This window comes from Brevundimonas sp. AVps5, from assembly GCF_058681515.1.
In genome coordinates, this window is the sequence record NZ_CM178740.1 from 2,950,196 (window position 1) to 2,970,312 (window position 20,117).

Annotated in this window: 22 protein-coding genes; 17 read left to right on the forward strand and 5 right to left on the reverse strand. The window is 67.9% G+C overall.

Going from position 1 to position 20,117, the window contains the following annotated elements; genetic code table 11:
* The first annotated feature begins 67 nt into the window (after nucleotides 1-67).
* Entirely contained in the window at nucleotides 68-1,369 is a 1,302-nt protein-coding gene (locus ACW18A_RS14980; protein ID WP_492022501.1) for an FAD/NAD(P)-binding protein, read from the forward strand.
* On the opposite strand, the gene ACW18A_RS14985 is transcribed toward ACW18A_RS14980, so the two are convergent.
* Nucleotides 1,366-1,845 (reverse strand): SRPBCC domain-containing protein, encoded by a 480-nt coding sequence (locus ACW18A_RS14985; RefSeq protein ID WP_492022502.1) that lies wholly within the window; start codon nucleotides 1,843-1,845, stop codon nucleotides 1,366-1,368. The genes ACW18A_RS14980 and ACW18A_RS14985 overlap by 4 nt on opposite strands.
* A 50-nt stretch (nucleotides 1,846-1,895) precedes the next feature.
* Between ACW18A_RS14985 and ACW18A_RS14990 the strand changes: the two genes are divergently transcribed.
* Nucleotides 1,896-2,219: an ArsR/SmtB family transcription factor gene (locus tag ACW18A_RS14990; protein WP_492022503.1), complete on the forward strand. Its 324-nt coding sequence runs from the start codon at nucleotides 1,896-1,898 to the stop codon at nucleotides 2,217-2,219.
* Here ACW18A_RS14990 and glmM read toward each other — a convergent pair.
* Nucleotides 2,216-3,565: a phosphoglucosamine mutase gene (glmM, locus tag ACW18A_RS14995; protein WP_492022504.1), complete on the reverse strand. Its 1,350-nt coding sequence runs from the start codon at nucleotides 3,563-3,565 to the stop codon at nucleotides 2,216-2,218. The genes ACW18A_RS14990 and glmM overlap by 4 nt on opposite strands.
* A 127-nt stretch (nucleotides 3,566-3,692) precedes the next feature.
* On the opposite strand from glmM, the gene glmS reads away from it, so the two are divergent.
* The 5 genes from glmS to lspA all read left to right on the forward strand — a co-directional run bounded on the left by glmS (nucleotide 3,693) and on the right by lspA (nucleotide 9,193).
* Nucleotides 3,693-5,510, forward strand: a complete 1,818-nt coding sequence (gene glmS, locus ACW18A_RS15000; RefSeq protein WP_492022505.1) for a glutamine--fructose-6-phosphate transaminase (isomerizing) — start codon at nucleotides 3,693-3,695, stop codon at nucleotides 5,508-5,510.
* Nucleotides 5,511-5,582: 72 nt separating this feature from the next.
* Nucleotides 5,583-6,461, forward strand: a complete 879-nt coding sequence (locus tag ACW18A_RS15005; RefSeq protein WP_492022506.1) for a UTP--glucose-1-phosphate uridylyltransferase — start codon at nucleotides 5,583-5,585, stop codon at nucleotides 6,459-6,461.
* A gap of 70 nt (nucleotides 6,462-6,531) precedes the next feature.
* Nucleotides 6,532-7,776, forward strand: coding sequence for an NAD-dependent epimerase/dehydratase family protein (locus tag ACW18A_RS15010; protein WP_492022507.1), 1,245 nt, complete (start codon nucleotides 6,532-6,534; stop codon nucleotides 7,774-7,776).
* An 8-nt stretch (nucleotides 7,777-7,784) separates the two neighbouring features.
* The gene (locus tag ACW18A_RS15015) at nucleotides 7,785-8,651 is read left to right on the forward strand and encodes a Rossmann-fold NAD(P)-binding domain-containing protein (protein WP_492022508.1); all 867 of its coding nucleotides are present in this window, start codon (nucleotides 7,785-7,787) and stop codon (nucleotides 8,649-8,651) included.
* A gap of 35 nt (nucleotides 8,652-8,686) precedes the next feature.
* A complete protein-coding gene (gene lspA, locus ACW18A_RS15020) occupies nucleotides 8,687-9,193 on the forward strand; it encodes a signal peptidase II (protein WP_492022509.1) in 507 nt (168 codons plus the stop codon).
* Here lspA and ACW18A_RS15025 read toward each other — a convergent pair.
* On the reverse strand, nucleotides 9,190-9,930 hold the full coding sequence (locus ACW18A_RS15025) for a DUF6065 family protein (protein ID WP_492022510.1): 741 nt from the start codon (nucleotides 9,928-9,930) through the stop codon (nucleotides 9,190-9,192). The two genes, lspA and ACW18A_RS15025, sit on opposite strands and share 4 nt — an antisense overlap.
* Nucleotides 9,931-9,980: 50 nt before the next feature.
* On the opposite strand from ACW18A_RS15025, the gene ACW18A_RS15030 reads away from it, so the two are divergent.
* From ACW18A_RS15030 to ACW18A_RS15045, 4 genes are all read left to right on the forward strand, one after another.
* Nucleotides 9,981-10,529, forward strand: a complete 549-nt coding sequence (locus ACW18A_RS15030) for a prolyl-tRNA synthetase associated domain-containing protein (RefSeq protein WP_492022511.1) — start codon at nucleotides 9,981-9,983, stop codon at nucleotides 10,527-10,529.
* 40 nt (nucleotides 10,530-10,569) lie between these two features.
* Nucleotides 10,570-11,466, forward strand: a complete 897-nt coding sequence (gene trxA / locus ACW18A_RS15035; protein WP_492022512.1) for a thioredoxin — start codon at nucleotides 10,570-10,572, stop codon at nucleotides 11,464-11,466.
* Between the two features lie 10 nt (nucleotides 11,467-11,476).
* Nucleotides 11,477-12,136 (forward strand): LON peptidase substrate-binding domain-containing protein, encoded by a 660-nt coding sequence (locus ACW18A_RS15040; RefSeq protein WP_492022513.1) that lies wholly within the window; start codon nucleotides 11,477-11,479, stop codon nucleotides 12,134-12,136.
* Nucleotides 12,137-12,216: 80 nt separating this feature from the next.
* A complete protein-coding gene (locus ACW18A_RS15045; protein WP_492022514.1) occupies nucleotides 12,217-12,411 on the forward strand; it encodes a Trm112 family protein in 195 nt (64 codons plus the stop codon).
* A 130-nt stretch (nucleotides 12,412-12,541) separates the two neighbouring features.
* On the opposite strand, the gene ACW18A_RS15050 is transcribed toward ACW18A_RS15045, so the two are convergent.
* Entirely contained in the window at nucleotides 12,542-13,795 is a 1,254-nt protein-coding gene (locus ACW18A_RS15050; protein ID WP_492022515.1) for a UbiH/UbiF/VisC/COQ6 family ubiquinone biosynthesis hydroxylase, read from the reverse strand.
* A 187-nt stretch (nucleotides 13,796-13,982) separates the two neighbouring features.
* Between ACW18A_RS15050 and ACW18A_RS15055 the strand changes: the two genes are divergently transcribed.
* From ACW18A_RS15055 to ACW18A_RS15080, 6 genes are all read left to right on the forward strand, one after another.
* On the forward strand, nucleotides 13,983-16,394 hold the full coding sequence (locus ACW18A_RS15055; protein WP_492022516.1) for an FtsK/SpoIIIE family DNA translocase: 2,412 nt from the start codon (nucleotides 13,983-13,985) through the stop codon (nucleotides 16,392-16,394).
* On the forward strand, nucleotides 16,394-17,029 hold the full coding sequence (locus ACW18A_RS15060; RefSeq protein ID WP_492022517.1) for a CPBP family intramembrane glutamic endopeptidase: 636 nt from the start codon (nucleotides 16,394-16,396) through the stop codon (nucleotides 17,027-17,029). Before ACW18A_RS15055 ends, ACW18A_RS15060 begins: the two co-directional genes overlap by 1 nt.
* A gap of 162 nt (nucleotides 17,030-17,191) precedes the next feature.
* Entirely contained in the window at nucleotides 17,192-17,839 is a 648-nt protein-coding gene (locus tag ACW18A_RS15065) for a LolA family protein (RefSeq protein ID WP_492022518.1), read from the forward strand.
* A 275-nt stretch (nucleotides 17,840-18,114) separates the two neighbouring features.
* Nucleotides 18,115-18,909, forward strand: a complete 795-nt coding sequence (gene xth / locus ACW18A_RS15070) for an exodeoxyribonuclease III (RefSeq protein WP_492022519.1) — start codon at nucleotides 18,115-18,117, stop codon at nucleotides 18,907-18,909.
* Between the two features lie 45 nt (nucleotides 18,910-18,954).
* Entirely contained in the window at nucleotides 18,955-19,134 is a 180-nt protein-coding gene (gene relB / locus ACW18A_RS15075; protein ID WP_492022520.1) for a type II toxin-antitoxin system RelB family antitoxin, read from the forward strand.
* A complete protein-coding gene (locus ACW18A_RS15080; RefSeq protein ID WP_492022521.1) occupies nucleotides 19,131-19,409 on the forward strand; it encodes a type II toxin-antitoxin system RelE/ParE family toxin in 279 nt (92 codons plus the stop codon). Before relB ends, ACW18A_RS15080 begins: the two co-directional genes overlap by 4 nt.
* Here ACW18A_RS15080 and ACW18A_RS15085 read toward each other — a convergent pair whose 3' ends face one another.
* Nucleotides 19,410-20,096 (reverse strand): response regulator transcription factor, encoded by a 687-nt coding sequence (locus ACW18A_RS15085; RefSeq protein ID WP_492022522.1) that lies wholly within the window; start codon nucleotides 20,094-20,096, stop codon nucleotides 19,410-19,412. It abuts the gene before it with no gap.
* Nucleotides 20,097-20,117 lie beyond the last annotated feature (21 nt).

A 20,117-nucleotide genomic window follows, 5' to 3' on the forward strand; every position in this document is an offset into this window, starting at 1 on the left:
GAGGGACGCGGCCGTTTGACCCCCGGCCCGGCGCGGTCCAGAACCGCCGCAACGGGCGGGAGGCGGCATGGCGGGACGGATCGACAGGGTGGCCATCGTCGGCGGGGGCTTCTCCGGCACCATGCTGGCGGCGCGACTGGCCGAGGCCGGGATCGCCTCGACCCTGATCAACCGGACCCCGGATTTCGGCCTGGGCGTCGCCTATTCGACGTCGTTCGAAGGGCATCTGCTCAACGTCCGCGCCTCGCGGATGAGCGCCCTGGCCGATCAGCCGGATCATTTCGTCCGCTGGCTGGAGGCCAATGCGCCCGAATTCGCCGATCCCGACGGATTCGCGCCGCGCCTTGTGTTCGGCCGCTATGTCCAGGCGCGACTGGCCGAGGTCGAAGCGGCTTATCCGGGCCTGATCCATCGCATCACGGGCGAGGTAGCGAGCGTCGAGACCGACGGCCTCACCCTGTCAGACGGCCGACGGATCGCCTCCGACGCCGTCGTTCTGACCACCGGCAACCCGGCACCGAAGACGACATCTGGCGCATCGCCCCGCGTGTTGTCCGACCCCTGGGCCCCCGGCGCGCTGGAGGCGATCAGGGCGGACGATGACATCCTGATCGTCGGCACCGGCCTGACCATGGTGGACATGCTACAGGCGTTGGAAGGAGATGGCTGGCGCGGCCGGGCGCAGGCCCTGTCGCGGCGGGGGCTCCTCCCCCGGGCGCATGCCGACCTGCCCGATCCGCCAGAAGCGCCGAACCTCGCCATGCTGGAAGGCCCGCTGTCGGGGCGGATGAAGGCATCGCGGGTCGTGGCCCGCGACGCCGGCTGGCGTGAGATGATGGAGGGTCTGAGGCCGGTCACCGCCGACCTATGGGCGAAGGCCGATCTGGCGACGCGCCGGGGGATCGTGCGGCATCTGAGGCCCTGGTGGGATGTGCATCGCCACCGGATCGCGCCCCGGATCGGTGTCTTCATCGATCGGCTCATGACCGAAGGGCGGCTGAGCGTCGTCGCGGGCCGGGTGAAGGGGATCGTGGCCGACGATGCCGGAGTCCGGCTCGACTGGATGCGGCGGGGTCAGGCGCGGCCGCCGCTGACCGCCCGCTGGCTGATCGACTGCACCGGTCCGGGCCATGCGCCAGAGGCCGATCCGGTCACCGGGCCTTTGCTGACCGGCGGACGGGCGCGGCTGGATCCGCTGCGGCTCGGGCTTGAGCTCGACGCCTCCGGCCGGGTGCTGGCCGCCGACGGGAGCGCCGACCCGCGCCTGTTCGTCCTCGGCCCCCCGGCCCGCGCCGCCTTCTGGGAGACCATCGCCGTGCCGGATATCAGGAAGCGGATCGAGGACGTGGTCGCGGCGCTGAAGGCCTAGCGGAACGCGCCTTCGCGCAGGTTGAGCCCGTGTTCGACGAAGGCCTTCAGGCAGGCCAGCATCTGGGTCCAGCCCATGCAGTTGCCGTAGGAGGCCTTGAGCCCTGTCGGCGTGTCGCGCCAGCCCTCCTCGCCGATGCGGACAAGGGTGCGCGTATCGCCGTCGAGCGGCGAGAAACTCATCGTCACCGTGGTCATGTATTTCGCGCCGACCACCGGCTGGCCGTCCTCGGGCACGCCCTCGTTGGCCTCCCACTTCAGGACGACCTTCTGGTCCTGGACGACCTCGACCACCTCGACCGGGAAGGCGCCGGGGAAGTCGGCGAAGTCCCACTGCACCGTCTGGCCGCTGGCCAGCCGCCCGACCGCGCCGCCGGTGGTGAAATAGCTGGACAGTTTCGCCGGGTCAGCGACCGCCTCGAACACTTCGTGGACGGGTTTCGACACCCGCATCGACACCTCGAATTTCAGCGCCATCGTCTCTCTCCGTGGTTGCTGACCGGCTTTATGTGTTATATTCTTATAACATGTCAAACGATGACGATCTGGACGCCGTCTTCAAGGCCCTGGCCAATCCGGCGCGTCGGCGTCTGCTGGATGCGCTGAAAGACCGGCCTCTGACCACCGGCCAGCTATGCGAGGCGGAAGACGGGCTGGATCGCTGCACCGTCATGCAGCATCTGAAGGCGCTGGAGGCGGCGGACCTCATCATTGTCCGGCGCGAGGGGCGGGAACGCTGGAACCACCTGAACGCCGAACCGATCAGGGCCGTCCATGACCGCTGGCTGGCACCCTATACGCGCGACGCGGTGTCCAGACTGGCGGAGTTGAAGGCGCGGGTTGAGGGCTAACCTGCCGCCTTCACCGCCGCCGCGACATCGGCCACCACCCGCTTCACCAAAGCCCCGTCGTCGCCCTCAGCCATGACGCGGATCAGTTTCTCGGTGCCGGACGCGCGGACCAGCAGGCGACCCTGACCGGACAGTGCGGCCTCGGCCTCGGCGATGGCGGCCTTGACCTTCGCGTCGTCGAGCGGCTTGCCGCCGGTGAAGCGGACATTTTGCAGCAGCTGAGGCACGGGCTCGAACTGGCGGGCCAGTTCGCTCATCGGTCTGCCGCTCTCGACCAGCACGGCCAGCACCTGAAGCGCCGCCATCAGGCCATCGCCGGTGGTGGCGTGGTCATGCAGGATCAGGTGGCCGGACTGTTCGCCGCCGAGGTTGAAGCCGCCTTCGCGCATCCGCTCCATGACGTAGCGGTCGCCGACCCGGGTCCGCTCCAGCGTCAGGCCGTCGCCGGTCAGGGCGCGCTCGAGGCCGAGGTTGGACATGACGGTGGCGACGACGCCGCCGCCCTTGAGCACCCCGCGCCTGGCCCAGTCGCGGCCGATCAGGGCCATGATCTGGTCGCCGTCGACGACCTTGCCGTTTTCGTCGCAGACGATCAGTCGGTCGGCGTCGCCGTCGAGCGCGATGCCGATGTCGGCCCGCTTCTCCTTGACCACCGCCGCCAGCGTCGCCGGATGGGTCGAGCCGCAGTCGGCGTTGATATTGGTGCCGTTGGGCGACACCCCGACCGGACAGACCTCGGCACCCAGTTCATAGAGGGTGGTCGGGGCGACCTTGTAGCCGGCACCGTTGGCGCAATCGATGGCGATGCGCAGGCCGGCGAGCGACAGGTTACGCGGGAAGGCGGCCTTGGCGATCTCGATATAACGGGCCTGGGCGTCGTCGATCCGCTTCACCCGACCGAGCCGGTCCGAGACCGCCAGCCCCTCGTTCAGCCCGTCGTCCATCATGGACTCGATCTTCAGCTCCGTCTCGTCCGACAGCTTGTAGCCGTCAGGGCCGAACAGCTTGATGCCGTTGTCGGCATAATCATTGTGCGAGGCGGAAATCATCACGCCCAGATCTGCGCGCATCGACCGGGTCATCATCGCCACGCCCGGCGTCGGCAACGGCCCGAAGGTCAGGACGTCCATGCCGACCGAGGCGAAGCCGGCGACCAGGGCCGGCTCAATCATATAGCCCGACAGGCGGGTGTCCTTGCCGATCACCACCAGATGGCGGCGGTCGTCGCCCGACATGAACAGTTTGCCGGCCGCCAGACCGACGCGCAGGGCGACCTCGGCCGTCATCGGACTGGTGTTCGCCTTGCCGCGAATCCCGTCCGTACCGAAATATTTGCGCTCGCTCATGTGCGGCCCTCCGCCGAAACCTGCCGAAACGCCTTTTTAGGTGTCGGCGTCCTAAGGCCGTCCTAGAGCAGACCATCCCGGCCGTCATCCTCGGCCGTAGACGACCCTGTGGCTGGAGCGACCTGGAATGTGCGGCATCATCGGCATCGTCGGAATCCGGCCGGTCTCGGATCGCCTGATCGAAAGCCTGAAGCGGCTGGAGTACCGGGGCTATGACTCGGCCGGCATCGCCGCCCAGGTCAACGGGGTGCTGGAGCGCCGTCGCGCGCCCGGCAAGCTGAAAGAGCTGGAAAAGGTGCTGGCGGAGAACCCGCTGGAGGCCACCACCGGCATCGGCCACACCCGCTGGGCCACCCACGGGGCGCCGACCGAGGCCAACGCCCACCCCCACATCACCGGGCGCGTCGCCGTGGTCCACAACGGCATCATCGAGAATTTCGCCGAGCTGAAGGCCGAACTGATCGCCGCCGGTCGCGTCTTCTCGTCCCAGACCGACACCGAGGTGGTCGCCCACCTGCTCGATTCGGAGCTGGCGACCGGCCTGTCGCCGCTCGAGGCCTTCAAGGCGACGCTGGACCGGCTGTCGGGTGCCTTTGCGCTGTGCGTCCTGATCTCGGGCGAGGACGAGGTCATTCTTGCGGCCCGCAACGGCCCGCCCCTGGCCGTCGGTCACGGCGACGGTGAGATGTTCATCGGCTCGGACGGCCTGGCCCTGGGGCCGTTCACCAACAGGATCACCTATCTGGAAGACGGCGACTACGCCATCGCCACCCACGGCGGGGCCCGCATCTTCGACGGCTCGGGCAAGGCGGTCGAGCGGCCGATCAAGATCGTGCCCGCCTCCGCCGTCCTGATGGAGAAGGGCAACTACCGGCATTTCATGGAAAAGGAGATCCATGACCAGCCGGAGGGGTGCCAGCGCACCATCGCCGCCTATGTCGACACCCTGACTGATCGCACGACGGTGCAGGGCGTGGATTTCGCCGCCATCGACCGGATCCAGATCGTCGCCTGCGGCACGTCGTGGATCGCCGGGATGATCGGCCGGTACCTGATCGAACAGCTGGCCGACCTGCCGGTGGACGTCGAGATCGCCTCGGAGTTCCGCTATCGCCAGCCGGCGCTCCGCCCCAACGCCCTGGCCATCGCCATGAGCCAGTCGGGCGAGACCGCCGACACCCTGGCCGCCTTTCGCCACTGCGCCGAGGCGGGGATGCAGACGGCCGCCATCGTCAATGCCACGGAATCAACCATTGCCCGCGAGGCCGACGTCGTCTGGCCGATCCATTGCGGACCCGAGATCGGCGTCGCCTCGACCAAGGCCTTCACAGCCCAGGTCTCGGTCATGATCGCCATCGCCATCGCCGCCGCCCGGGCGCGCGGCCGGATCGACGCGGTCGAGGAGCAGCGGCTGGTCCGCGTCCTGCTGGAGGCACCACGCCTGATCTCCGAGGCCATCGGCCTGGAAGACGCGCTGAAGGACATCGCCGTCGAAATCGCCAAGGCCAGGGATGTCCTCTATCTCGGCCGCGGTCCGATGTCGGCCCTGGCCCTCGAGGGCGCGCTGAAGCTCAAGGAGATCAGTTATATCCACGCCGAAGGCTATGCCGCCGGCGAGCTGAAGCACGGCCCCATCGCCCTGGTCGACGAGGCGACGCCGATCATCATCCTGGCCCCCTATGATTCCTGGTTCGAGAAATCGGCCTCGAACATGAGCGAGGTCATGGCGCGCGGCGGCCAGGTGGTCTTCATCACCGACCCTGAGGGCGCCAAACACGCCCCGGCGGGCGCCAGGGTCGTGGTCACGGCCCCGGCCTGCGACCCCCTGATCTCGGCGCTCGTGATGTCCGCCCCGATCCAGCTGCTGGCCTATCACGTGGCCGTGGTAAAGGGTGCCGACGTCGATCAGCCGCGCAACCTCGCCAAGTCGGTGACGGTCGAATAGCGAAATCGCGCCCCTGGGGCTGCGAAACCTCGCGGCGCGCGCTAGCCTGCGCGCCGCTATCTGGGAGCCATCATGAGTTCGTCGTCGTCCCGCGTCCGCAAGGCCGTCCTGCCCGTCGCCGGTCTGGGCACCCGCGTCCTGCCCGCCGCCAAGACGACGCCCAAGAACATGCTGAACGTGTTCGACCGGCCGATCCTGGCGCATATCGTGGACGAGGCTCGCGCCTCGGGCATCGAGCACATCATCTTCGTCGTGGGGCGCGGCCAAGGCTCGATCGAGGACTATTTCGACCACGCCTACGAGATCGAGGCAATCCTGAAGGCCAAGGGCAAGGACGACATCCTGATGTCGGTTGTCGCCGACCTGCCCAAGCCCGGCGAAATGAGCTTCGTCCGCCAGATGGCCCCGCTGGGTCTGGGCCACGCGGTCTTCTGCGCCCGCGATCTGATCGGCGACGAGCCCTTCGCCGTCATGCTGGCCGACATGCTGATGATGGCCGACAGGCCGGCGCTGAAACAGGCCATCGACGCGCACCAGAAGATCGGCGGAAACGTCGTCGTGGTCGAGCCGGCACCCGAGGGCGAGACCCACAAATACGGCATCGTGGCCCTCGACGGCCGCGAGGGCCGGCTCAACCGGATGACCGGGATGGTTGAGAAGCCGCCGCTGGGGACCGAGCCGTCGAACCTGTTCATCTCCGGCCGCTATGTGCTGACGCCCGACATCTTTCCCCTTCTGGCCGACCAGCAGACGGGGGCGGGAGGCGAGATCCAGCTGACGGACGCCATGGCCCGGCTGATGAAGGTCAGGGATTTCCACGCGCTGGAATACGAAGGGACGACCTTCGACTGTGGCGATCCGGTAGGGCTCCTGCGGGCCAATGTCGCTTACGGATTGAAGCATGCAGGTCTCGGCGCTGCGGCGCGTGCGGCGATAACGCCCCTGCTCTGATCAACGCCTCCGCTTTGCTCCGACCCCCGGCTTCGGCTAGGCAAGGTCCCGGGGCGGAGGAAAAGACGCGATGAAGGTACTGGTTCTGGGCGGCGACGGCTTCTGCGGCTGGCCGACGGCGCTGCATCTGTCCGCGCGCGGCTGGGACGTGATCGTCGTCGACAACCTGAGCCGCCGGAACATCGACAACGAGCTCGAGGTCCAGTCCCTGACCCCCATCCGGACCATGGGCGAGCGCATCGCCGCGTGGAAGGAGATCTCGGGGCGGGAGATCGGTTTCGTCAACATGACGGTCGGCAAGGAGTTCGACCGGCTCGTGGCCCTGATCAGGGACGAGAAACCCGATTCGGTCGTCCATTTCGCCGAGCAGCGGGCCGCCCCCTATTCGATGAAATCGGCGCGGCACAAGCTTTACACCGTCGACAACAATATCAACGCCACCAACCACCTGCTGGCCGCCATCGTCGAGAGCGGGCTGGACGTCCACCTGGCGCATCTGGGGACCATGGGTGTCTATGGCTACACCACCGCCGGGCTGCGCATTCCGGAAGGCTATCTGAAGGTCACCGTCCAGACCGACTTCGGACCGACCGAGCAGGAGATCCTGTTCCCGCCGAACCCGGGCTCGATCTATCACATGACCAAGACCCAGGACGCGCTCCTCTTCCAGTTCTACGCCAAGAACGACGGGGTCCGGATCACCGATCTGCACCAGGGCATAGTCTGGGGTGCCCAGACCGAAGAGACGAAACAGGACGAGCGGCTGATCAACCGGTTCGACTATGACGGCGACTACGGCACCGTCCTGAACCGGTTCCTGATGCAGGGTGCGCTCGGCTATCCCCTGACCGTGCACGGCACGGGCGGCCAGACCCGGGCCTTCATCCACATCCAGGACACGGTGCGCTGCGTCGAGTTGGCGCTGAAAAACCCGCCGGAGAAGGGCGAACGGGTCAAGATCCTGAACCAGATGACCGAGAGCCGCCGGGTCCGCGACCTGGCCGCCATGGTCGCCGGGATGACGGGCGCCGAGGTCCACAATGTCGCCAATCCCCGTCTCGAGGCCGACGAGAACGAGCTGGTCGTCGCCAACGACCAGTTCCGCGATCTGGGGCTGAAGCCGATCACCCTGGCCGAGGGGCTGATGGCGGACGTGACGGACATCGCGCGGCGCTACGCCGACCGCGCCGACCGGACCAAGATTCCCTGCGTCTCCGCCTGGAACGGCAAGCGGGCCGAGGCCCTGCGCAACGCGCCGGAACCGACGGCCACTCCGACGCCCGCCCCCCCGCCCGCCAAGGCGCGGGTCGGCTGATCCCGGAAATGGCGCGAGGCTCGTTGCTTGTCTTCGGCGCCGGCTACCTCGGTCGGGCCGTGCTCGCCGGGGCGAGGCAGCGCGGGATGGCGGTCGCCGCCACCTCGCGTGACCCGGACCGCCGGACCGGGCTTGAGGCCGACGGGATCACCGGTGTCGATCCTGCAGACGCGACGGCCCTGGCGGCCGCAGTCGCTCAGGCCTCCGCCATCCTCGTGACCGCTCCGCCTGAAGGCCACGGTTGCCCCGGGGCAAAGGTCCTCCTGCCTGCCCTGGCGGAGGCCCAGGCCTATCCCGACTGGATCGGCTATGTTTCCTCGACCGCCGTCTATGGCGACCGGAACGGCGGCTGGGTGTTCGAGGACGACGCCCTCAACGCCGCCAGCCTGGAGGGCGCGCGTCGCGTTCGGGCCGAGGCGGACTGGTTCGACGCCGGACGCGGCATGGGTCTGACGGTGCAGGTGTTCCGCCTTCCGGCCATCTACGGCCCCGGCCGGTCGGTGGTGGATCGCCTGCGGGACGGCACGGCCCGGATCGTCAGGAAGCCCGGCCAGATCTTCAACCGGATCTTTGTCGAGGACGCCGTCGCCGGCCTGTTCGCCTCGATGGCGCAGCCGAGACCGGGCGCCGCCTACAACCTCACCGATGACGCGCCGTCGCCGGTCGATGTGGTGATGGCCGACGCGGCCCGACGCATGGGATTGCCCCAGCCGCCCGAGGTCGACTGGACCGACCCGTCGGTGTCCGAAGCGATGCGGCGCTTCTATCTCGACTCGAAACGGATCTCGAACGCCCGGGCCAAGGCCGAACTGGGCTGGCGACCCGCCTATCCGTCCTGGCGCGAGGGGCTGGAGGCGATCCTGGCGAAGGACTAGCTTCCCCGGAACGTCGACATGGCTAAGGTGCGGGTATGGATCGTCGTCTCAGGATCAGCGCACTGCTCATGGCCGCCTTCGCGGTCGTGGTCGATCAATCCACGAAATGGTGGGCGGTAGGGACGCTGAGACACGCTGGCGGGCATCTGGCCCTACCGGGACCGATCGACCTGACCCTCAGCTTCAATCAAAGCAACGCCTTCGGCCTGACGCCCGTCATCGGCGAGGCGACGCGCTGGTTTCTGATGTCCGCCAATTTCGCGGTGGCGGGCCTGCTGCTCTACGTCATCCTGACACGGTCGTTTCGGCCGCTGACGGTCTTCGGCCTGGCCCTGATTATGGCCGGAGCCGTCGGAAACGGCATCGACAGGCTCTCGGTCGGCGCCGTCGTGGACTTCATCGACGCGACCGAGATCGGCTTCAACTGGATCTTCAACGCGGCCGACGCGACGCTGGACCTCGGTATCGGCCTGTTGCTGTTGAGCGCCCTGCTCGAGGCGCGTCGCGCCACACCGCCGGCCGAACGTCCGAGCCTGCGTTAGCCGACCCGCGGCCCCTTCAGCCTGCGCTTGTTCGCGTGGGTGTCCGGTGCCGTTCCAAGCGCCTCAGGGATCTCGCCCTTGAAATAGAACCGCTGCCAGGCCTCCTTGGCCGCGTCGGGGTCGCCCGAGGCCAGGCGGGTGTTGAAATCGGTGCGCTGGCGGTTCCACGCCTCGAACTGGCCCTTCATCACCGGGTTGGATTCCAGCGTGCGGATCACCGGCTGGACCGCCTCCATCTTGCGGTGCTCGACCAGGTGGATGAAGCAGAAGGGCTCGCCGCGCTCGAACTTGACGCGGCCCGGGCGGGTGAACAGCCAGTTCATGGTGAAGGGGAAGGGCAGCCAGTCGGTCTCGATCAGCCCAACCAGGGGCTGGATCCCGTCCTTCATATGGTTGGGCGATCCCCCGCAGATCATCCCCCAGCCGGGCGGCGTGCGGAACAGATACTGGGGGTGCATGGTCAGGACGCCACGCGAGAAGTGCGAGGTGACGAAATGGTCCAGCTCTGGCTGGGGCCGTTCGGGCGTGATGGTGATGTCAGCCTGGGACGGTCCGCCGTTCCACTCGGCCGTGAAGGTGAAGGGACACAGGATCTCCCACCCCGTGGTGTTGGCCATGGTCAGGGGCAGGCAGCGATAGGGATGCCGGCTGACGAAGGCGTCCATCCAGTTCCGCGACTGGCGCCCGGGCACCAGATCCGGCGGCCGGGCCGACATGGGGTAGCATTCCAGTTCCAAGGCGACGCTCCGGGCGGTATCGAGGTGGATCACTCCTAGCCCGGCCGAGCATGACCACTCAACCAGCCTATGATCGCGACCGCCTGCTGGCCTGGATGGCCGGGCATGGGATCGAGCAGACGACCCATGACCATCCGGCCGTCTTCACGGTTGACGAGGGTCACGAGATCAAGGCCGCCATGCCCGGTGCCCACACCAAGAACCTGTTCCTCAAGGACAAGAAGGGGCGGCTGTGGCTGATCTCGGCGCGTCAGGACACGGTCATCGACCTGAAGGCCGCGCCCCGGACCATCGGCTCGGACCGGGTGTCGTTCGGCAACGAGACCCTGATGTGGGACACCCTCGGCGTACGGCCGGGCTCGGTCACGGCGCTGGGGCTGATCAATGACGTCGATCGGCGGGTGACCTTTGTCATCGACCAGCGGCTGTGGGAGGCCGACATCGTCAACTTCCACCCCCTGACCAATACAGCGACGACGGCCCTGACGCAGGCGGCGTTCCGGCGCTTCATGGACGAGATCGGGCGCGAGCCGCTGGTCGTGGATTTCTCCAGCGACGACTCTGGCGACTTGCCGCCAGCCGTCCCCGCGACCATCTGAGCCCTACCGCGTTACCCGCCACACGCTGCAAAGAGATCCAATGAGCCTCGCCGATCCCCAGACCTCCGCCGACGACCTGATCAAGGACGGCTCCGACGCCGGCTTCATGGACGACGTGATCGCCCAGTCGAGGATCCAGCCGGTCATCGTCGACTTCTGGGCCACATGGTGCGGCCCCTGCCGGACCCTGACCCCGGCGCTCGAGAAACAGGTCCGGGCGGCCGGCGGATCAGTCAAACTGGTCAAGATCGATGTCGACAAGAACCCCGCCTACGCCGGACAGCTGAAGGTCCAGTCGATCCCCACCGTCTACGCCTTCGTCGACGGCCAGCCGGTCGACGGCTTCCAGGGCGCGGTGCCGGAAAGCCAGATCAAGGCCTTCATCGAGAAACTGTCGGGCGGCGCAGGCGTCAACACCGACGTCGAACAGTTGCTGTCGCTCGGCGAGGAATCGCTGGGCCTCGATGATTTCGGCGGCGCGGCCCAGGCCTTCGCTCACGTCCTGACCATGGAGCCGGAGAACCAGAAGGCCATCGCCGGCATGGCGCGGGTCTATCTGGCCGGAGGCGACGCCGATCAGGCGCGCCAGACCATCGCCATGGCCCCGCAGGATTCGACCGAACCCTCGGTCGTCACGGTCCGCGCCCAGCTGGCCCTGTCGTCGAGCGCCCCGACCGGCGAGACCGCCGCCCTTGAGGCCAGGGTGAAGGCCGACCCGAACGATCATCAGGCCCGCTATGACCTGGCCCTGGCCCAGGCGGCCGAGGGCGATCTGAAGGGCGCGGCGAACGGTCTGCTCGACATCGTGGCGGCCGATCGCGAGTGGAACGACCAGGCCGCGAGGAAGCAGTTGCTGGTGGTGTTCGAGGCCGCCGGTCTGTCGTCCGACATTGCAAAGGACGGCCGCCGCCGCCTGTCCTCCATTCTGTTTTCCTGAAGGACGTTCGATGGCCCAGGGCTATGTAAAGGTCGTCGACCTGCCGCAGGTGATCCCGGTCTTTCCCCTGCCGGGGGCCATCCTTTTGCCGCGCGGTCAGCTGCCGCTGAACATCTTCGAGCCGCGCTATCTGAACATGATCGACGACGCCATGGCCGGCGAGCGGATGCTGGGCATGATCCAGCCGACCGGCGGCTCGGCCCAGCTGCCCAGCCTGTCGGCGGTCGGGTGCGCCGGACGGATCACCAGTTTCGCCGAGACCTCGGACGGCCGCTATCTGATCACCCTGACCGGGATCGCCCGCTTCCGTGTGACGACCGAACTGCCGAGCCAGGCCCCCTATCGCCAGGTCCGCGCCGCCTTCGCCCCGTTCGAGGCCGACCTGTCGGCGCCGCACGGGGGAGAGGCGTTCGACCGTCCGGCCTTCCTCGCCGGGCTGAAACACTATCTCGAGCGTCGTCAGCTGGAGATCGACTGGGAGACCGCCGAGGCCGCGCCCCAGGAGGCCCTGATCAACAGCCTGTCCATGGCCCTGCCGTTCGAACCGGCCGAAAAACAGGCCCTTCTGGAATCCCCCGCGCTCGACGACCGTGTCGAGGTCCTGACCACCCTGATGCGCATCGACGCCGCAGAGATGGGCGACGGCGACACACCGACATCGATGCAGTAAGGGTCAGCAACTCAACATCCGCACAGGGAATGGGCTCAAGCAGCAAGCGCCCGCGGCGCGAGCGGTAGCCCTCTACAAAAATGAGCGATGCTTTTCACACGCCGTCGTCGGTTGATCCGAGGCTTCTCGAGGTTCTCGTCTGCCCGATCACGCGCGGGCGGCTCGACTATGACCGCGAAGCCAACGAGCTGATCTCCAGGGGCGCCAAACTCGCCTTCCCGATCCGCGACGGCGTGCCGATCATGCTGCCGGAAGAAGCGCGGTCGCTGGACTAGCAATCCTCCCCCCTCGGGGTAGGGGAACCACGAAGGGGTGGAGGGGGCCAACCGCGAACGCCGGCGTCCGGGGTGAGCCCCTCCGTCTCTCCGCTTCGCTCCGAGCCACCTCCCCCGACGGGGGAGGACTTTAGACCAGCTCGCCCCGCAACAGCTTCGGCAGATCCCCTGTCGCGCCGCCGGCCTCGCGCATGAAGGCGCGGCGCAGCGGGGCGATGCGGTTGACGGCAGCCATGCCGAGGTCGCGGGCCAGCCGCACCGGCGCGATGTCGTTGGAGAACAGCCGCACGAAGCCGTCGAACCCCGCCGCAAGCGCCACATTATCGAACCGGCGCCAGCGGGCGTAGCGATCCAGCACCACTGCCGAACCGATGTCCTCGCCCAGCCGCATCGCCTCGATCAGGACCTCGGCGAGGGCGGCGGCGTCCTTCAGCCCCATGTTGAGGCCCTGGCCCGCCACGGGATGGACGCCGTGGGCTGCGTCGCCGATCAGGGCCGTCCGCGGGGCGGTCAGTTTCGTCGCCAGCTCCAGCGACAGCGGATAGACGAAGCGCGGCCCCTCCGGGGTGGCTCCATCGAGAAACTCGCCGAAGCGACGGGTCAGGTGCGACTGGAAGGCCTCGTCCGGACAGGCCTTCAGGGCTTCGGCCGCCTTGGTGGTCTCGGTCCAGACCAGGCTGGCGCGCTGTTCGGCCAGGGGCAGGATGGCGAACGGGCCGCCCGGCAGGAAATATTCGTGGGCGACATTGCCGTGGTCGCGGCCGAGCCGGACCGTGGCCACCACGCCCGACTGACCATAGCCCCAGCCGACCGTCTCGATCCCGGCGGCCTCGCGCACCTTCGAGCCGCGCCCCTCGGCGCCGACGACCACCGGGGCGCTGAGGATCGAGCCGTCGGCCAGGGTCACCCGCGCGGCCGGGTTCGTCTGTTCGACCGCGACCACCGAACCGGGCGTGCGGAGATCGATGCCGGAGGTCTCGACCGCCTCGGCCAGGGCGACCCGGATACGCCGGTTCTCGACCATATAGCCGAGCGGCTCGCCGCCGTTGGTGTCGCCGATCTCGTCGGCGTCGAAGCGCAGGAAGGCGGGCGAGGCGGGTTTCGACGCCGCGCCCGGCCGCCGGCCGTCGGTGACCAGAATCCGGTCCATCCGGCAGGCGTGCGGCCGCAGCCCTTCGCCGAGACCCAGGGCGTCCAGCATCCGGAATGTCGAGTATGCGATGGCCGTCGACCGGCCGTCGAACGTCGGGGCCAACTGGGCCGAAAACGGCTGGGGATCGATCAGGACGACCGTCAGCCCGCCTCGCGCCGCCGCGAGCGCGAACGTCGCCCCCGCCAGGCCGGCGCCGGCGATGATGACATCGTGGGTGTGGGGAGAGACCATGATCAAGCTCGGGCAGTAGGCAGTAGGCAGTAGGCAGTAGCAGATTGGAGGCCGGCTCGCGCGGTGGCCGCCTGCGACGAAATCCCTACTGCCTGCTGCCTATGACCGACTGCCTCCTCTTCGAGGTAAACAGCCCCTTAACCCTGGGCCTGCGACACTGGACTCCAGGACCGTCCGGAGCCCCTGCATGTCCGCAGCCCTTGCCATCAGCCAGCGCGCCATTCTGGGCGTCCTCATGATCTGGGACGCACCCTTTATGGTGCGTTTTCGCGGCGTGCTTCAGGCCCTGCTGGCCACCCTGCTGGTCGTCGCCCTGGTGTCGTGGAATCCGGCTGATCCGAGCCTGAACGCCGCCTCATCCGCCGCCCCGACCAACTGGCTGGGAGCCAACGGCGCCCTGTTCGCCGACCTCTTCATGCAGTCGCTGGGCCTCGCTGCCTGGCCGGCCGCCGCCCTGACCGTCGCCTTCGGCCTGGCCGCCGCCATCGGCGACGCGATCCGGCAACGCCTCAAGCCCACGCCGCTGAAGGCGCTCGCCGCCTCGGGCGGGGTGCTCAGCCTGTCCGCCGCCCTCTCGGCCCTGGCTGCGCCGACCGCCTGGCCTCTGGCAGCCGGTCTCGGCGGCCTGTGGGGCGACGGGGTCATCGGCCTGGTCGATACGGGCTTCCAGGCCCTCGGCGTGCCCGGCGGAAGCATCATCGGCGGCATCGCCTTCCTCGCCTTCGGCCTGTGGGCCTGCGGCTACGCCGTCGGTCTGCGCCTGTCCGACTTCGCCGAGGGCGTCGCCTGGGCCTCTGGCCTGCGTCGTCAGTCCGAGGCCGCCGCGCCCCAAACCGCCCGCCGCCGCCCGGCCCGCCCCGAACCGGATGCCGGGGCCGCGCCCGCCCGCACCCCCCGTCGCGCGACCCGTCTGGAGATGCCGCTCGACGACGAGGCGGACATCGAGGCCCCCCTGCCCTGGGAGGAACCGGGTCCCGTCGCCCCGGCCCCCCGCGCGGCCGAGAACGAGATCAAGGTCGCCGCGCCCAAGCCCGCCAAATCCTCGAAGAAGACGCTCGACGACGACCAGGCCGTGTTCGACTTCGTACGGCCAGAAGGCGACTTCTCCTTGCCGCCGCTCGGCATGCTGGCCAAGCCCCAGGCCCGCGTGGGTATGGTCGACGAGACGGCCCTGAAGCAGAACGCCAGGATGCTGGAAGGCGTCCTCGCCGAGTTCGGGGTCAAGGGGGTGATCGACCAGATCCGCCCCGGCCCCGTCGTCACCCTGTACGAACTGGTCCCCGCGCCCGGGGTGAAGCACGGCCGCGTCGTCGCCCTGTCCGACGACATCGCCCGCTCGATGAGCGCCCGCGCCTGTCGCATCTCGGTCGTGCCGAACCGCAACGCCATCGGCATCGAACTGCCGAACCTGAAGCGCGAGACCGTCTATCTGAGGGACCTGCTGGCCTCGTCCGAATACGGCAAGCCGGCCCACATCCTGCCGCTGGCCCTGGGCGAGACCATCGGCGGCGACCCCTATGTGGCCGATCTTGCGCGGATGCCGCACCTGCTGATCGCGGGCACCACCGGTTCGGGCAAGTCGGTCGGGGTCAACGCCATGATCCTGTCGATCCTGTACCGGCTGTCGCCTGCCGAATGCCGCTTCATCATGATCGACCCCAAGATGCTGGAGCTGTCGGTCTATGACGGCATTCCTCATCTGCTGGCGCCCGTCGTCACCGATCCGAAGAAGGCCGTCGTCGCCCTGAAATGGACGGTGCGCGAGATGGAGGACCGCTATCGCCGGATGTCCAAGCTCGGCGTCCGCAACGTCGCCAGCTACAACGAGCGCGCCCGCGAAGCTCAAGCGAAAGGCGAACATTTCGAACGTACGGTCCAGACCGGCTTCGACGACCAGGGCCGTCCGGTGTTCGAGTCCGAGAAGATCCGGCCCGAGCCCATGCCCTATCTGGTCGTGGTCATGGACGAGATGGCCGACCTGATGCTGGTCGCCGGCAAGGATGTCGAGGGGGCCGTCCAGCGCCTCGCCCAGATGGCCCGCGCCGCCGGTATCCACCTGATCATGGCCACGCAACGGCCGTCGGTCGACGTCATCACCGGCACCATCAAGGCCAACTTCCCGACCCGGATCTCCTTCCAGGTCACCTCCAAGATCGACAGCCGCACCATCCTGGGCGAGCAGGGCGGCGAGCAGCTGCTGGGCCAGGGCGATATGCTGTATATGGCCGGCGGCGGCCGGATCACACGCCTGCACGGCCCGTTCGTGACGGACCAGGAGGTCGAAGAAGTCTGCAAACACCTGCGCAGCCAGGCCGAGCCGGACTATCTCGACCTGATCACCGATGATCCGGACGGCGACGGTGACAATGCGTTCGACGAGGGGGGTGGGGCCTCCAGCGGCGACGACCTCTACGACCGCGCCGTGGCCGTGGTCACCCGCGACCGCAAGGCCTCGACCTCCTACGTCCAGCGCCGTCTGCAGATCGGCTACAACCGCGCTGCCTCGCTGATCGAACGGATGGAACAGGAAGGCGTCGTCTCGGCCGCCAACCACGCGGGCAAGCGCGACATCCTGGCGGGTCCGCCGCCGATGGCGTGATGGTTCGCGCGAGGGGAAGCCTGATCGGGCTGGCGGTCGTCACGATCGTCTCGCCCTTCATGCTGTTCATGTGCGATCGGGGTTTGCTCCATCTCACCGCGCCCTTGGGTCAGCCGTGGGTCGACGGGATTTTGGCCAGGCCTGCGTCGTTCGTCGTCTGCGGCCTGCTGTTTCTCGCCCTCGTCGCCCGGCCGGCCGAGCCCGCGCCGTGGCGCAGCAGCCTCGCCCTGGGCATGGGGCTCGGCGCCGTCCTGACCGCCATCGCCGCCGCGGCAGTGGCTGGAGGCGCCTCCAGCCCCGTCCTGCCCGGAACGGCCGTGCTCGGCTTCCTCGTGTTCGGACTGCTGGCCGAGGAATTTCTGTTCCGGGGCGTGGTGTTCGAGGCCTTCAAGCGCCTGTCGACATCCAGCGGCCGGCTTGCTGTCATCGGCTCCGCCCTGCTCTTTGCCGTCAGCCATTTCGGCTACCATAGCTATCGCCTGACGCCGGAGGCGATTTGGCAGGTCGCCTACTCCTTCCCACTGGGCCTGGTGCTCGGCTGGCTGCGCTTCCGTACCGGCCGTATCTTGCCTGGCGTGCTGGCCCATCTGATGTTCAACCTGTCCGGCCTTCTGGCCAGTCGGTTCATGACCTGATGGTCTCGGGAACCTTTCGACCTGAACAGGGCTTCATCCCGCCGCCTGAATAAGGTCTAGCTGCCGTCATCACGAGGCCGCTTGAACCCTTCAGAACGGCCCACTCGAAAATCGTCCCGTTCCCCGGTCAAGCCGGAGGATGGCGAAGGGAGAAAGACGACCATGACCCTGTCCCGCAGAGACCTCGGTTTCGGCCTCGCCGCCATCGCCGGCCTGACCAGCATGGGGGCCGCCCTGCCCGCAACTGCCCAGATCGCCCTGTCGGCCGAGGACCGCGCTACCCTGGCCACGGCCCAGACCTATCTGCAGAGCCTGAGCTCGGCCCAGGGTAGTTTCGTCGAGACGGGCGCGGGCGGACAGCGCCGCGAGGGCCGTTTCTGGCTGCAGCGTCCGGGCAGGATGCGGTTCGAATACACGAACCCGGCAGGCCTGCTGGTCGTATCGGACGGCGACAACGTCAAACGCTATGACCCGCGCCTGAACGTCTTCCGCCAGGTGCCTCTGGGCATGACGCCTCTGTCGACCTTCCTCGCGCGCAATGTGCGCCTCGATCAGGGCGTGCGGATCGACCGCATCACCCGCATGCAGTCCGGTGCCTTCGCCATCACCGCCCGTGACGAGCGTCGCCCGAACGAGGGCTCGGTCATCCTGGCCTTCTCCGGCAGCCCGCTGCGGCTGCAGGAGTGGACCATTACGGACGCGCAGGGCGGGCGCACCCGCACCCAGCTCACCACCCTGACGCCGGCGTCCGGACTGGCCTCGAGCCTGTTTCGCCTGACCGATCCGACCCGTCGCCCGGGTCGCAACTGACCAGGTCACGAATCGTCAACTGTGTTCGGGCGACCACAGGCAATCGCGCTCAACCCGGATTTGACTATTTCTGTATGGCGTGACACTTTGAGCACAGGACGGCGGCGGCCGCTCCTGCCCCCTCGGACATCATCCCCTCCCGACGGCGGCGAGAGAGAAACAACCTTCACCCCCGGCGCCGCGCGTCGGGGGTTTTTTGCATCTTTCTGGCGCGATTGCCCGCCGCGCGGCGGCTCGCTGCTTGAGCGCGGGCGCGCTTCCGCTAGACGGGGCTCATGCTTCGTGTCGCCACCTGGAACATCAACTCCGTCCGCCTGCGCATCGACCAGGTCGCGCGCTTCGTCACCGAGGCGAACGTCGACGTCCTGTGCCTGCAGGAAATCAAATGCCTGGAGGACCAGTTCCCGCGGAACGCCTTCGTCGAGATGGGCATGCCGCACCTGAAGATCGCGGGCCAGAAGGGCTGGCACGGCGTCGCCATCGCCTCACGCCTGCCGATCGAACATTCCGACACCCTCCAGGCCTGCAAACTGGGTCACGCCCGCTGCGTCTCGGCCCGGGTCGCGGGTGTCGACATCCAGAATTTCTACATCCCGGCCGGCGGTGACGTGCCGGACCGCGAGCTGAACCCGAAATTCGATCACAAGATGGATTTCTATGAGCAGCTGACCACGGCGATCGCGGGTCAGGATCGTTCGGCACGCCTGTTGATGTGCGGCGACTTCAACATCGCGCCAAGCGAGTTCGATGTCTGGAACCACCGCTATATGTCGAAGATCGTCAGCCACACCCCACTCGAGATCGAGACCCTGAACCGGCTGCAGGCGGCCGGGGGTTTCGCCGACGTGGTCCGCGACGCCTGGCCGGAACCGCAGAAGCTGGCCTCGTGGTGGAGCTATCGCGCCCAGGACTTCCGCGTGTCGCAGCGCGGCCTGCGCCTCGACCACATCTGGACGTCTCCGGGCCTGACGCCCGCCGTCGTACCCGGGTCGGCCATCATCCACGAGCCGGTGCGGGCCTGGGAACAGCCCTCGGATCACTGCCCGATCACGGTCGATCTGGACGTGTGAGGCGGCCGACTTGCGCGCGCAGAGACGCGAGCGCATCTTTCCACCATGCCAGCCCTGTCGCCGATCGAATCCGAATTCGCCTCGACCGAAGAGGCTGAAGCCTACGACGCCTGGTTCCGCGCCAAGGTGCAGGAAGCGCTTGCCGATACTCGCCCGGACGTGGCGCATGACGAGGTCGTGGCTCGCGTGAAGGCGAGGATCGCCGGTCTCAAGAAAGCGGGATGACACTACCCGTCCGGTGGTCGGCGAAGGCTTTGGAGGATGTCGAGGCGATGGCGACGTTCATCGCGCAAGACAATCCAGCGGCAGCCGACCGGATGACCGATTTAATCTTCGATGCGGCCGACAAACTGGGAACCGGCCCATACGTCTACCGATCAGGTCGCGAACCGGGGACACGCGAGGCGGTCGTTCACCCCAACTATATCCTCATCTACGCCGTACAGCCCGAGGCGATCCGAATCCTGCGCCTGCTTCACGCCCGCCAGCAATACCCGTAGTTACGGCTGCAGCCGATACCCGCCCCCATCGGTCAGCAGTAGCCGCGCCTGCCCGGGCTCGGGCTCGATCTTCTGGCGCAGCCGATAGATGTGGGTTTCCAGGGTGTGGGTCGTGACCCCGGCGTTGTAGCCCCAGACCTCGGTCAGCAGCTCCTCACGCGACACCGGCTTGGCCCCGGCGCGGTAGAGGTATTTCAGGATGTTGGTTTCCTTCTCCGTCAGCCGGATCTTCTTGCCCTTGGGGTCGATCAGGACCTTGCCGGCGGGACGGAAGGAATAGGGCCCGATCTGGAAGACAGCGTCCTCGGACTGTTCGTGGCTGCGCAGATGGGCGCGGATACGGGCCAGAAGGACGGCGAAGCGGAAGGGCTTGGTCACATAGTCGTTAGCCCCGCTATCGAGGCCGAGCACGGTATCGGCGTCCGAGTCCTGGGCCGTCAGCATGATGACGGGGGTCGAGACACCGTCCTTGCGCAGCAACCGGCAGGCCTCGCGGCCGTCCATGTCGGGCAGGTCGACATCGAGCAGGATCAGGTCGGCGCGGATTTCTCGCCCCAGGCGAACGCCCTCTGTGGCCGTCGCGGCCTGGACGGTCCTGAATTCCTCGTGCAGCGCCAGCTGCTCGGCCAGGGCCTCACGCAGGTCGTCGTCGTCGTCGATGATGAGCAGGGTCTTGGCTGGGGGCATCTGTCTAGAATGGCGAGGCTG

Coding starts and splice junctions, on each gene's coding strand:
- ACW18A_RS15065 (WP_492022518.1), top strand. CDS start 17,192: ATGACCCTGTCCCGCAGAGACCTCGGTTTCGGCCTCGCCGCCATCGCC.
- ACW18A_RS15015 (WP_492022508.1), top strand. CDS start 7,785: ATGGCGCGAGGCTCGTTGCTTGTCTTCGGCGCCGGCTACCTCGGTCGG.
- xth (WP_492022519.1), top strand. CDS start 18,115: ATGCTTCGTGTCGCCACCTGGAACATCAACTCCGTCCGCCTGCGCATC.
- ACW18A_RS15055 (WP_492022516.1), top strand. CDS start 13,983: ATGTCCGCAGCCCTTGCCATCAGCCAGCGCGCCATTCTGGGCGTCCTC.
- glmM (WP_492022504.1), bottom strand. CDS start 3,565: ATGAGCGAGCGCAAATATTTCGGTACGGACGGGATTCGCGGCAAGGCG.
- ACW18A_RS14980 (WP_492022501.1), top strand. CDS start 68: ATGGCGGGACGGATCGACAGGGTGGCCATCGTCGGCGGGGGCTTCTCC.
- ACW18A_RS14990 (WP_492022503.1), top strand. CDS start 1,896: ATGTCAAACGATGACGATCTGGACGCCGTCTTCAAGGCCCTGGCCAAT.
- ACW18A_RS15060 (WP_492022517.1), top strand. CDS start 16,394: ATGGTTCGCGCGAGGGGAAGCCTGATCGGGCTGGCGGTCGTCACGATC.
- glmS (WP_492022505.1), top strand. CDS start 3,693: ATGTGCGGCATCATCGGCATCGTCGGAATCCGGCCGGTCTCGGATCGC.
- ACW18A_RS15010 (WP_492022507.1), top strand. CDS start 6,532: ATGAAGGTACTGGTTCTGGGCGGCGACGGCTTCTGCGGCTGGCCGACG.
- relB (WP_492022520.1), top strand. CDS start 18,955: ATGCCAGCCCTGTCGCCGATCGAATCCGAATTCGCCTCGACCGAAGAG.
- ACW18A_RS15080 (WP_492022521.1), top strand. CDS start 19,131: ATGACACTACCCGTCCGGTGGTCGGCGAAGGCTTTGGAGGATGTCGAG.
- ACW18A_RS15040 (WP_492022513.1), top strand. CDS start 11,477: ATGGCCCAGGGCTATGTAAAGGTCGTCGACCTGCCGCAGGTGATCCCG.
- ACW18A_RS15005 (WP_492022506.1), top strand. CDS start 5,583: ATGAGTTCGTCGTCGTCCCGCGTCCGCAAGGCCGTCCTGCCCGTCGCC.
- ACW18A_RS14985 (WP_492022502.1), bottom strand. CDS start 1,845: ATGGCGCTGAAATTCGAGGTGTCGATGCGGGTGTCGAAACCCGTCCAC.
- ACW18A_RS15050 (WP_492022515.1), bottom strand. CDS start 13,795: ATGGTCTCTCCCCACACCCACGATGTCATCATCGCCGGCGCCGGCCTG.
- ACW18A_RS15085 (WP_492022522.1), bottom strand. CDS start 20,096: ATGCCCCCAGCCAAGACCCTGCTCATCATCGACGACGACGACGACCTG.
- ACW18A_RS15045 (WP_492022514.1), top strand. CDS start 12,217: ATGAGCGATGCTTTTCACACGCCGTCGTCGGTTGATCCGAGGCTTCTC.
- trxA (WP_492022512.1), top strand. CDS start 10,570: ATGAGCCTCGCCGATCCCCAGACCTCCGCCGACGACCTGATCAAGGAC.
- ACW18A_RS15030 (WP_492022511.1), top strand. CDS start 9,981: ATGACCACTCAACCAGCCTATGATCGCGACCGCCTGCTGGCCTGGATG.
- lspA (WP_492022509.1), top strand. CDS start 8,687: ATGGATCGTCGTCTCAGGATCAGCGCACTGCTCATGGCCGCCTTCGCG.